This is a genomic window from Marinococcus tarijensis (assembly GCF_054971385.1).
The window spans coordinates 74199-84990 of record NZ_JBQOJA010000013.1 but is presented as its reverse complement, the minus strand read 5'-3'; the positions used below and the strand labels follow the sequence as shown (position 1 = coordinate 84990).

The following is a 10792-nucleotide window of genomic DNA, read 5'->3' as shown; positions in this document are numbered from 1 at the left end:
CGGGTTCGAATCCCGTACGGGTCACCAACATGGAGGATTAGCTCAGCTGGGAGAGCACCTGCCTTACAAGCAGGGGGGCGGCAGTTCGATCCTGTCATCCTCCACCATTCATTATATATCGCGGGGTAGAGCAGTCTGGTAGCTCGTCGGGCTCATAACCCGGAGGTCGTCGGTTCAAATCCGTCCCCCGCAACCAATAGGGCCTGTGGTGTAGTGGTTAACATGCCTGCCTGTCACGCAGGAGATCGCGGGTTCAAATCCCGTCAGGCCCGCCACTTTACTTTTATTCATATTGACAAACAAAATGAATAAGGTATAATTTCATTCGAGTCGTAAACATTTCACTCGAAATAAGAGTTTTATGAAAGCAAAGCACTCACACAGTATGGCTCGATAGCTCAGTCGGTAGAGCAGTGGACTGAAAATCCTCGTGTCGGCGGTTCGATTCCGTCTCGAGCCACCATTTAAAAAACGCCGGTCTAGCTCAATTGGTAGAGCAACTGACTTGTAATCAGTAGGTTGGGGGTTCAAGTCCTCTGGCCGGCACCATATGTGGAGGGGTAGCGAAGTTGGCCAAACGCGGCGGACTGTAAATCCGCTCCTTCGGGTTCGGCGGTTCGAATCCGTCCCCCTCCACCACTTATACAGGGGTATAGTTTAATGGCAAAACAGCGGTCTCCAAAACCGCCAATGTGGGTTCGATTCCTACTACCCCTGCCATTTTTAATGTGTTATGTTCATATGGCGGTTGTGGCGAAGTGGTTAACGCACCGGATTGTGGTTCCGGCACGCGTGGGTTCAATTCCCACCAATCGCCCCATATTGGATAATGGGCTATAGCCAAGCGGTAAGGCATCGGGTTTTGGTCCCGTGATGCGCTGGTTCGAATCCAGCTAGCCCAGCCAATTGCGGAAGTAGTTCAGTGGTAGAACACCACCTTGCCAAGGTGGGGGTCGCGGGTTCGAATCCCGTCTTCCGCTCCATTATTAACATAAACATTGAGCCATTCTCTGGAATGGCGGTATAGCCAAGTGGTAAGGCACGGGTCTGCAAAACCCTTATCCCCCGGTTCGAATCCGGGTACCGCCTCCATTATTTAAGAGAAGCAAACGCCTGCCGGGGTGGTGGAATTGGTAGACACACAGGACTTAAAATCCTGCGGTTGGTCATCAACCGTGCCGGTTCGAGTCCGGCCCTCGGTACCATTTTTCAGTTAGACGGCGAAGTGGCGGAACCGGTAGACGCGCTTGACTCAAAATCAAGTGTCCTCTGGACGTGTGGGTTCGAGTCCCACCTTCGCTACCATTTAACGAGTCAGAAAGACGTTTCTAGAGGGAAACGTTATTTTTATGTTTAATTTTAAATGCAGAAGCTGACTATAAAGAAAAAGTCTTTCCTTTTTAAAAAAGGAGAGACTTTTTTTATAATCATGAGGAGAACTCCCAAACAGGAGAAGCTGCCCGCAGAAGTCGGCTTTCTGAAGTGCCGCCATGTATTTGGGTAAACATGTCCCCGACCGCCTTGGTGAGTTCAGCAGCAGACTCTTTGGAAAGCTGGGGCCGCATAAAGGTTAATTGTATTGCTGTCGTAGTTGAACGACTGGTCCGGCTGTAAAGACTTGGCCCGCTTAATGAGCCCAATGTTTTCTTGCGGTCCTTGGCTATAATTTGCCCGTACATCGGATGGACATGATCTTCACTGATCTTAAGCTCATCCTGTTCAACGCCGAAGCCGATTTTCACATAATCGAAGACAGTATCTGCATCGATTAATATAATCGGGGTTTCATACTGAAGGTTAAAAAAATGAATGAGGTCTTCACCGGAATGCTCTGAGGGAGTGGTATTATCGTCCTGTAGGTTTTTGTACAGCTGCTCGTGAAGAGGTGGAAGAGACCGGTCGATAAGTCCTGCCTGTTCTAATATTTGTTGCCACTGCCGAACACCTGTATAGTCATAGACAGACTGATCAAGCAGGTCCATCTGGATTTGTTTATGAAAGAAGTCCACCCGCCCTCGAAGCATCCCCGGGGAATCATCAATAACGATGTCACGGTAGATGTTGACGCCGCATTGAAAAGAAGGAATAATTTTAAAAACAGAAGAAGAAATAGAAATGTCTTTGATCATATACATCCCCCTTTGTGTCTAGCTCATAGTGTATCATATCACTTTTACAGACTCCGGCGAAACGATTTATAAAGGAGGGCCGTCCATGCGAACGGCAGAGGAATTAAAAGAGGAGATTCAGGTGTTTGCAGAGTCTATCGGTATCGATAAAGTAGGCTTTGCCTCTGCTTCTCCTTTTGTGACTTTAAAAGCGAGGCTGAAGGAACAGCAGCGGCTGAACTACCAGTCGGGCTTTGAAGAAGACGACATTGAAAAAAGAACGCACCCCGAGCTGCTCCTGACGGAAGCAACAACGATTATCTCTATTGCCCTCGCATACCCGACGAAGCTTTCGGAGGCTCCAAAAAATCGTCCGGGAGCACGCAGGGGCCAATTTTGCAGGGCCTCCTGGGGTAAGGATTATCATGACGTTCTTCGGGATAAATTAAACCAGCTAGAGGCCTTTATACAAGAAACGGTGCCCGGGGCCGAGTGCAAATCCATGGTTGATACCGGTGAACTATCGGACCGGGCGGTTGCAGAGCGTGCCGGGATTGGATGGAGTGGCAAAAACTGTGCCATTATCACCCCTGAATTCGGCTCGTATGTTTATTTAGGCGAAATGATTACAACACTGTACCTGCCTGAGGATACCCCACTGATGGATCAATGCGGCACGTGCAACCGCTGTGTGGATTTATGTCCAACGGATGCTTTGATCCAGGGGGGGCAGCTCGACGCGAAAAAATGTATCGCTTATCTGACGCAGACGAAGGAAGCCCTGCCGGATCGCTACCGCCATAAACTAGGCAATAGATTATACGGCTGTGACACCTGTCAGCAGGTGTGCCCGGAAAATAAAGGTGTGGATTTTCATAATCATCCAGAGTTTGAACCCGAGCCGGAAGTCGTCAAGCCGCTGCTTGAGCCTTTATTAACCATTTCCAACAGAGAATTCAAAGAAAAATTCGGGTATATTGCAGGCTCCTGGAGAGGAAAGAAACCAATTCAGCGTAATGCGCTGATTGCCCTCGGCCATATGAAAGAAAAATCCTCTATACCAACGATTATCGAGCTGCTCCAAAACGATCCGCGGTCGGTTATTCGCGGTGCCTGCGCCTGGGCTCTGGGAGAAATGCCTACAGAGGAAGGGCTGGAGGCCCTGTACAGCGCTAACAACAGCGAAAAAGAGGCAGAAGTGCTTGAAGAGATCACAAAAGCATTGGATAAAACCTCCCCGGAACGAGTATAATAGAAGAAAACGTAATAAGGAGGGTCTTCATGGAGGCTTGGGCTGCATCACAAGCAATCGATGGTATCGGTGAAGTGACCGTAGTATTATATGAAGCTCGTGTCTGTATGCTGCACTTCGGTTCTTTGCAGGAAAATGAAGACCGGATAAAGCTTTGGCTGAAAAAGCATATCGGTGCTTCATGCGTGCTGCGGAAAGGTTTGCATCCGGTGCATAATGAAGTCTTCCGGGAGCTCGAAGAATATGCAGCGGATGAACGAACGACGTTTACCGTACCGCTCGATATGAGGGGGACGGCTTTTCAAAAGAAAGTGTGGCAGGCGCTTCAGAGCATTCCTTACGGAACGACAAAATCATATGCAGAAATTGCTGCAGAGGCCGATTCCCCGAAGGCTTTTCGGGCGGTGGGTATGGCTAACAACAAAAATCCAGTTTCCATAATCGTTCCGTGCCACCGGGTTATTGGAAAAGATGGAAAAATGGTAGGCTTTGGCAGCGGCGTGCACGTGAAAGAAGCCCTGCTCGCATTAGAAAAAGCGCAGGCAGTTTCGCGGTAGGAAAAGAAGGAGAGAGCGACTTGGCGTTACATGTAGTATTATTTCAACCAGAAATACCGGCGAACACCGGAAATATCGCAAGAACATGCGCAGGGACGGACACCCACCTGCATCTGATACGGCCGCTTGGTTTTTCCACGGAAGACCGGATGCTGAAACGGGCCGGCTGTGATTACTGGCCGAATGTACAGATTCACTATTATGATTCACTTGAAGAATGGATGAACACGTATCCGGAAGCGGAGTTCTTCTTTGTAGAAACAATAGGCTCGTCGTCGTATGCCGTGCATGACTATTCAGACCCTGCTAAAGATTATTTTTTTGTGTTTGGGCGTGAAACAACCGGTCTGCCGGAATATGTGACAGAAGTGTATCAGGAAAAGTGCATACGGATACCCCAGAATGATAAAGTCCGTTCCTTGAATTTGTCCAATACGGCCGCTATTTTAGTATATGAGGCACTCCGTCAGCAGGCATTTCCACAATTACAATAATGAAAGAGGGATCAGGATGTACGTTGTTATAAATGAACTTGAGGTACCAGCAGAAGCGAAGGAACAAATCCAGGAACGCTTCGGTGCCAGCGCTGAAAAAATGAACCATGTACCGGGATGTCTGGAATTTTTGTTTTTAGACGAAACGACCGAAGACGGAAAACAGCTCGTTTTTACCAAATGGGAAACTAAGAAAGATTTTGAAAACTGGCTCGAAAGTGACTCATTTAAGTCTTCTCATCGTGCAGGAGGACAGGAGAAAAGAGAGAGTGCTGCTACCGGTAACCAGATCCGCCAATTTAGCGTAATCCATGCCAGCTAATCCCGGGGACTTGTGATGAGAAATGCTTATTTAACCAGTCACTTTCCGATTCTTGCCATTTTATTTTTTTGCTTATCCTTTGGCATTTGGTCGCAGCAGTATATTGCCGCCTTTTTAGAATCAGCCGGCATTTATCAGGGAATGCTAGAATTTTTCTCAGACAGTGGCATTAAATTGACCATGCTTTTTGTGCTGATGCTCGCGTTTTTTATGATTATTGCTGCATTAAAATTAATTTCAGACACGATGATGGGGCTGTCACTGTTATTTTTTCTGAGTGAAGAAAAAGGAGATATCCGCTCCTATCTTCAGAGCTGCGCATGGATTTATTTAATAGCGGGGGGCGTATCGCTGTTTCTTACTGCTCATCTCTATGTACTTGGAGGGCTTTTCATAGGAGCGACGCTTGCGTCCTTTGTCTATTTGATCATCCGCCTGGCTCCTTCTCTCCGTTTTGCCGGAGTGGCTGGTTTTTTGTTTCTTCATCTATCTTTCTGGGGGCTTTTTATTTTTGGTGCAGGGTACGCCGGCCTGCGGCTGTACAATAGTTTTCTACATAGCTTGCCAGTATAAAAAAGCGGACGGCTAAGGCTGTCCGCTTTTTTCGTAAAGCAAGGGGTACATCGTTTTCCAGAAGGAGAGAGCACTGTCTTCAGGGTTTAAAGGCTGGGGATCATCGTATCCGTGCCAGACTCCCATGGTATATCGGTCGTCATAGCCGGCAAACCAGCTGTCTTTAGTATTGTTTGATGTACCGGTTTTCCCGCTGACGTCTTCAAAATCTTTCAGGGTTGAAGCCGTGCCTGAAGCGGCAGTGGTGCGAAGGGCTTCACGCATCTGGTCATTTGTTTCCGGAGACCATACAACTGTTTTCTTCGTATCCCACTCAAATAAAATCTCTCCATCTGCATCCGTAACAGAAGTGATAGCGCGCGGCGGATCATACGTGCCGCCGCTGGAAAATACGGTATAAGCACTCGTTAATTCTACCGGGGAGACCCCGTGTTCAATACCGCCGAGAGCGGCGGCGTACTGCCTGTCTTCCGGGGTTAATTTTTTCCACTCAAATTTTTCAAGATAGTGAAAGGAAGATTCCAGTCCAGTTTGATGCATGAGACGAAGGGCGGAGGTATTGTAGGAAAAGGCAAGGGCATGTTCAATCGTTACCCTATCCTTTGCTGTCCCGCCTTCATTTTCGGGACAATAGGAGGCTGCGCAGTACTTCCTTGTGGAAACCAGGTCGTTAATAGAGCGCTCTTTTTCTTCAAGGTAGGGTCCGTAGACGAGCAGCGGCTTCCACATTGAGCCTGGCTGCCGGTAAGCCTGGAAGGCCCTGTTAAATTCATGTTCCCGGTAATCTGCGCCGCTGCTTATTGCTGTAATAGCGCCGGCCTCGTGATCAGCAATGACAGCGGCTCCTTCAATGCCCCGCTGCTGCCAGTAGGAGCGGGATTTTTCTGTGAGCATGGTCTGGAGCTCAGCATCCATGGCGGTATGGATAGTAATGCCGGACTGGAGAAGCTGTTTTGTTCGTGCGCTAAGCTCTTCGGAAAGAGCTTCTTTTTCGCTTCCCGCTGCCTGGCTGATCTGTTCAGTCCAGCCTTCATTTTGTGCAACGAGCTGCCTGAATTCATATTTTATATAATCGGTGTAGTCAGGGTAAGGGTTGGCTTTGCTTTTTTGCAGCTCTACAGAGACAGTTTCCTGCGCGGCCCGTGAATTTTCCTCAGCAGTTACAGCACCGGTCTCCTCCATTTTATCCAGGATCCACTGCTGCCGCTCCCGGGTATGGTCCGGATGATCAATGGGGTGATAGTAGGACGGATTAGCCGGAATGGCAGCCAGAAAAGCTGTTTGTGCAAGCGAGAGGTCACTGCTTGGTTTGCCAAAATAAGAGCGGCTTGCCGTTTCAAATCCGTAAATCCCTTCGCCAAAATAAATAGTATTCATATACATTTCCAGAATTTCATTTTTTGTATAGGTCTGTTCAAGCTGATAGGCAAACAGCACTTCGGCAACCTTTCGTTCATATGTCTGCTGATGGTTAAAATAAATATTTCTTGTTGCCTGCTGGGTAATAGTACTTGCGCCTTCTTCAATACCTCCGCTGCCGGCATTGCTTATAAGAGCCCGGACAACGCCTAAAGGGTCAATGCCCTGATGCTCATAGTACTTTTGATCTTCCGTGGCAATAAAAGCAGCTCTTGCACGTTCAGGAAAATGGCTAAGGGAGACGTACCTCCGATTTTCCCCGGGTTGAAATTCAGCAATTTGACTGCCCTGCCGGTCGGTCACGTAGCTGTTCTGGGCAATGGGCACGCCGGAGACGTTAATCTGCTCCTCGAGGAAAGAAGAGAGAGCCTGGGTGCTGCTCATCTCTTTTGCAAACAGCCAGGAAACGATTGCCCCGCCGATGATAAACAACAGTATCCATAGAAGTCCTAAAAGTTTTCTCATGTATGTAATTCCTTCGCTTAAGGATATTTATTATATCGACAAAGAGAGCTGTAAGGTTTAAAAAGGAAAAGAAAGTATATGTATAAATATGATATAATGCCTCTAGTCTGCGCGGATTTTCGGTTTGCCCGTCTGCAGAAACCGTGCTAAAGTAAAAAGGCAGATAGAAACGGAGGAAGTCGGTAATGACGAATTGGTCAAAAGAATTATGGGATTGGATTAAAGTAATCGTCGTCGTCGTTTTAATCGTCGTCATTGTGCGCGGCTTCTTGTTTGCCAACTATGTGGTCAGCGGCCCTTCCATGCTTCCGACAGTGGAAGACGGGCAGCGGATGATTATCAACAAGATCGGATACGCCTTTTCGGAGCCCGAACGCTCGGATATCATCGTTTTTCATGCAAATGAAAACAGTGACTATATTAAAAGAGTGATCGGCCTTCCAGGGGATACGGTGGAGTACAGGGACGATACGTTATACGTTAACGGAGAAGCTCAGGAAGAGCCGTACTTAGAAGAATATCAAAACCAAACGAGCGGGGAGTTCACCCAGGATTTTACGCTTGAAGGAGTGACCGGTGAAACGATTGTGCCGGAAGACAGCTATTTTGTAATGGGCGACAACCGCCCTCGTAGTGAAGACAGCAGAGCCAGCGCTGTCGGTTTTGTAGATGAGGACCAAATTGTCGGAGAGGCGAGTATCAGGTACTGGCCGCTCGATGATTTCACCTTCAGTCCATAAAAAGAGCTTCAGCAGGCAGGACCTGCTGAAGCTCTTTTTGATGGCTTATAATTTTTATTAATTTCCGGGAGCACTGTCCCAGTGAGCTTCAATAAATTCGTCCCGCCCGGAGAGGGCACGGTCTTTTTTATAGGCTTCCCGTTCTTTTTTATAAAAGTTCTGGTGGGATTCCTCAGCCGGATAAAAAGGCTCCGCCGGCCGGATCTCCGTAACTACGGGATCACGGAACCGGCCGCTTTCCTCTACCTGCTGCCTCGATGCTTCCGCCAGCCGGCGCTGTTCTTCGGTATGATAGAAAATAGCCGTCTGGTATTGAGGCCCGCGGTCGTGAAACTGACCATGGGGGTCTGTCGGATCAATTTGGGGCCAGTATAGATCGAGCAGCTGCTGATAGGAAAACAGCGCGGGGTCAAACTCAATCTGAACTGCTTCTCTATGCCCTGTTGTTCCGGCTTTCACCTCATCGTACGAAGGATGCGCGACGCTTCCGCCAGTATAGCCGGAAGTAATGGATATAATGCCGGGAAGCTCGTCAAACGGCTGCACCATACACCAAAAGCACCCACCGGCAAAGGTTGCCAGTTCTTTATTTTTTGTCTCGTTTTGCTGGGTCATTGCGAACACCGTCCATCACCTGTATAGTATTTTTTGTATTTGTGTAAAGTATAGCACAGCAAAAAGCAGTCGTAATTCAAAAAGCCTGAACACGAAAGGCAGATAAAGGAGGGAAGATATGCTTACCGGCCAAAAAATTCTGCCAGCAGCCCGTAATGAAAGAGAGTTTGAAAAAGCACTCAAAACCTCCGGGCAGTACGTGGTCATTCTGAATGTGCATCTGGCGAAGCTTAAGAGCCTGATGCAGCTAAGCAAAAGGGCAGATAAAAAAGTGCTGCTGCATGCAGATCTGGTCCAGGGACTTGCCCATGATGATTCCGCGGCCCAGTTTTTATGCCAGAATATCCGCCCGGATGGATTAATCAGCACCCGCAGGCAAATACTTACAACTGCTAAAAAAAATAATCTTATTACGGTGCAGCGCCTGTTTTTACTGGATTCACTGGCACTTGAAACAAGCTTTAAGCTGCTTGAAGACATTAAACCGGACATGGTAGAGCTTCTGCCGGGTATTGTACCGTCCATGATTAAGGAAGTAGCAGAAAACAAAAACGTACCTGTCATTGCAGGCGGTCTGATTCGTTCGCAGGAGGAAGTTTCTGCCGCCTGGAACGCAGGGGCATCGGCCATATCGACGACGGAAAAATCACTATGGCCAAAATAGAGAATAGATAAGTGGAGGAAACAACGATGACTGAAAAGAAATACATTCTCGCAATCGATCAGGGGACAACCAGTTCAAGAGCTATATTATTTGATCAGGAAGGCCAGATTGTAGGCAGCGAGCAGCGTGAACTGGAGCAGTATTTCCCCCGTGCCGGCTGGGTGGAGCACAATGCCAATGAAATCTGGTCCGGGGTGCTCGGCTGCATTGCCGGAGTGCTCGAAAACTATGAAGTTTCTCCAAAGCAGATCAGCGGCATCGGTATTACAAACCAGCGTGAAACCACAGTGGTGTGGGATAAACACACAGGAAAACCAGTGTATCACGCCTTAGTATGGCAGTCCCGGCAGACCGCCTCTATCTGTGAGGAATTAAAGCAGCAGGGATATGAAAAAATGGTAAGAAGCAAAACAGGTCTGCTGCTGGATCCTTACTTTTCCGGAACGAAAGTAAAATGGATTCTCGATAATATTGAGGGAACAAAGGAAAAAGCAGAACAGGGAGATCTGTTGTTCGGTACGATCGATACGTGGCTGATCTGGAGATTAACCGGCGGGAAAGCCCATGTAACGGATTATTCCAATGCTTCACGCACGATGATGTTTAACATTTATGATTTAACCTGGGATGAGGAGCTTCTGAAAATGCTCGATATTCCAGAAACAATGCTTCCGGAAGTGAAGTCATCGTCGGAAATATACGGCTATACCGTGGATTACCACTTCTTTGGCGAAGAAATACCAATCGCTTCGGCTGCGGGAGATCAGCATGCAGCGTTGTTTGGACAGACATGCTTTGATGAGGGCATGGTAAAAAATACTTACGGAACCGGCTGCTTTATGCTGATGCAGACCGGAGAAACTCCGATCCATTCTGACAATGGACTGCTTACCACCATCGCATGGGGGCTTGACGGAAAAGTGAAATATGCCCTCGAAGGAAGTATTTTTGTGGCAGGCTCAGCTGTGCAGTGGCTGAAGGACGGCATGCGCCTGATTGACTCTTCCTCTGCTTCTGAAACCTATGCCCTGCGTGTGAACGACAGCGAGGGTGTGTATGTTGTGCCAGCCTTTACCGGCCTTGGAGCACCCTATTGGGACAGTGAGGTCCGGGGCGCAGTATTTGGACTTACCCGCGGCACCGAAAAAGAACATTTTATCCGGGCGACCCTTGAAGCGCTCGCCTACCAGACGAAAGACGTGCTTGATGTTATGAGGGAGGACGCAGGCATGGAAGTAAAAACATTACGTGTCGACGGCGGCGTTGTGCCGAACAACTTCCTCATGCAGTTTCAGTGCGATATGGCTGAGGTCCGGGTGGAGCGCCCGTACGTACTGGAAACGACGGCACTTGGGGCGGCTTATCTTGCAGGCCTTGCTACAGGCTTTTGGAAAAACAAAGAAGAGCTTATGGATAAATGGGAGCTCGAAAAATCGTTTGATGTGCATATGGAAGACGAAAAGCGGGAAGAACACTATACAGGGTGGAAAAAAGCAGTTGATGTAGCCCGTGCGTTTAAGTAAACATATCGGTTGCATTTGAATGAAAGAGCGATTACAATTGGGTTAAGTTAATAAATGGTC

The 10792-nt window shown here is 48.2% G+C and carries 11 protein-coding genes and 13 tRNA genes; 21 read left to right on the top strand and 3 right to left on the bottom strand.

Annotation, left to right across the window (positions count from 1 at the left end):
* Positions 1-31 precede the first annotated feature (31 nt).
* The 13 genes from ACTTK7_RS09355 to ACTTK7_RS09295 all read left to right on the top strand — a co-directional run bounded on the left by ACTTK7_RS09355 (position 32) and on the right by ACTTK7_RS09295 (position 1305).
* A tRNA-Val gene (locus ACTTK7_RS09355) sits at positions 32-107 on the top strand.
* A gap of 12 nt (positions 108-119) precedes the next feature.
* Positions 120-196: transfer RNA gene (locus tag ACTTK7_RS09350), tRNA-Met, on the top strand.
* A 3-nt stretch (positions 197-199) separates the two neighbouring features.
* Positions 200-275: transfer RNA gene (locus ACTTK7_RS09345), tRNA-Asp, on the top strand.
* A gap of 112 nt (positions 276-387) precedes the next feature.
* A tRNA-Phe gene (locus tag ACTTK7_RS09340) sits at positions 388-463 on the top strand.
* A 10-nt stretch (positions 464-473) separates the two neighbouring features.
* Positions 474-549: transfer RNA gene (locus tag ACTTK7_RS09335), tRNA-Thr, on the top strand.
* Positions 550-554: 5 nt separating this feature from the next.
* Positions 555-639 (top strand) — tRNA-Tyr (locus ACTTK7_RS09330).
* Between the two features lie 7 nt (positions 640-646).
* Positions 647-720 (top strand) — tRNA-Trp (locus ACTTK7_RS09325).
* 24 nt (positions 721-744) lie between these two features.
* Positions 745-820: transfer RNA gene (locus ACTTK7_RS09320), tRNA-His, on the top strand.
* A 10-nt stretch (positions 821-830) separates the two neighbouring features.
* A tRNA-Gln gene (locus ACTTK7_RS09315) sits at positions 831-905 on the top strand.
* Positions 906-908: 3 nt separating this feature from the next.
* Positions 909-983, top strand: a tRNA-Gly gene (locus ACTTK7_RS09310).
* 34 nt (positions 984-1017) lie between these two features.
* Positions 1018-1092, top strand: a tRNA-Cys gene (locus ACTTK7_RS09305).
* A 23-nt stretch (positions 1093-1115) separates the two neighbouring features.
* A tRNA-Leu gene (locus tag ACTTK7_RS09300) sits at positions 1116-1205 on the top strand.
* Positions 1206-1219: 14 nt separating this feature from the next.
* Positions 1220-1305, top strand: a tRNA-Leu gene (locus ACTTK7_RS09295).
* Positions 1306-1427: 122 nt separating this feature from the next.
* Here the strand turns inward: ACTTK7_RS09295 and ACTTK7_RS09290 are convergent.
* Complete coding sequence (locus ACTTK7_RS09290) at positions 1428-2129, bottom strand: hypothetical protein (protein WP_462867648.1); 702 nt, start codon at positions 2127-2129, stop codon at positions 1428-1430.
* An 85-nt stretch (positions 2130-2214) separates the two neighbouring features.
* Between ACTTK7_RS09290 and queG the strand changes: the two genes are divergently transcribed.
* From queG to ACTTK7_RS09265, 5 genes are read left to right on the top strand one after another with little or no spacing between them, the layout of a single operon-like run.
* Positions 2215-3360: a tRNA epoxyqueuosine(34) reductase QueG gene (gene queG / locus ACTTK7_RS09285; RefSeq protein WP_462867646.1), complete on the top strand. Its 1146-nt coding sequence runs from the start codon at positions 2215-2217 to the stop codon at positions 3358-3360.
* Between the two features lie 29 nt (positions 3361-3389).
* Positions 3390-3917, top strand: a complete 528-nt coding sequence (locus tag ACTTK7_RS09280) for a methylated-DNA--[protein]-cysteine S-methyltransferase (protein ID WP_462867644.1) — start codon at positions 3390-3392, stop codon at positions 3915-3917.
* Positions 3918-3937: 20 nt separating this feature from the next.
* Positions 3938-4411: a tRNA (uridine(34)/cytosine(34)/5-carboxymethylaminomethyluridine(34)-2'-O)-methyltransferase TrmL gene (gene trmL, locus ACTTK7_RS09275; RefSeq protein ID WP_462867642.1), complete on the top strand. Its 474-nt coding sequence runs from the start codon at positions 3938-3940 to the stop codon at positions 4409-4411.
* A gap of 16 nt (positions 4412-4427) precedes the next feature.
* Positions 4428-4733, top strand: coding sequence for an antibiotic biosynthesis monooxygenase family protein (locus ACTTK7_RS09270; protein ID WP_462867640.1), 306 nt, complete (start codon positions 4428-4430; stop codon positions 4731-4733).
* A gap of 15 nt (positions 4734-4748) precedes the next feature.
* Positions 4749-5306, top strand: coding sequence for a DUF5366 family protein (locus ACTTK7_RS09265; RefSeq protein WP_462867638.1), 558 nt, complete (start codon positions 4749-4751; stop codon positions 5304-5306).
* 12 nt (positions 5307-5318) lie between these two features.
* Here ACTTK7_RS09265 and ACTTK7_RS09260 read toward each other — a convergent pair whose 3' ends face one another.
* Entirely contained in the window at positions 5319-7190 is a 1872-nt protein-coding gene (locus ACTTK7_RS09260) for a transglycosylase domain-containing protein (RefSeq protein WP_462867636.1), read from the bottom strand.
* 185 nt (positions 7191-7375) lie between these two features.
* Here ACTTK7_RS09260 and lepB point away from each other — a divergent pair, with 185 nt between their 5' ends.
* On the top strand, positions 7376-7930 hold the full coding sequence (gene lepB / locus ACTTK7_RS09255; protein WP_462867634.1) for a signal peptidase I: 555 nt from the start codon (positions 7376-7378) through the stop codon (positions 7928-7930).
* A gap of 57 nt (positions 7931-7987) precedes the next feature.
* Here lepB and msrA read toward each other — a convergent pair whose 3' ends face one another.
* Positions 7988-8545 (bottom strand): peptide-methionine (S)-S-oxide reductase MsrA, encoded by a 558-nt coding sequence (gene msrA, locus ACTTK7_RS09250; RefSeq protein ID WP_462867632.1) that lies wholly within the window; start codon positions 8543-8545, stop codon positions 7988-7990.
* Positions 8546-8663: 118 nt separating this feature from the next.
* On the opposite strand from msrA, the gene ACTTK7_RS09245 reads away from it, so the two are divergent.
* Positions 8664-9209 carry a glycerol-3-phosphate responsive antiterminator gene (locus ACTTK7_RS09245; protein WP_462867630.1) on the top strand — a complete coding sequence of 182 codons (546 nt, stop codon included), beginning with the start codon at positions 8664-8666 and terminating at the stop codon, positions 9207-9209.
* A gap of 26 nt (positions 9210-9235) precedes the next feature.
* Positions 9236-10732, top strand: a complete 1497-nt coding sequence (gene glpK, locus ACTTK7_RS09240; protein ID WP_462867629.1) for a glycerol kinase GlpK — start codon at positions 9236-9238, stop codon at positions 10730-10732.
* The last annotated feature ends 60 nt before the right edge of the window (positions 10733-10792 follow it).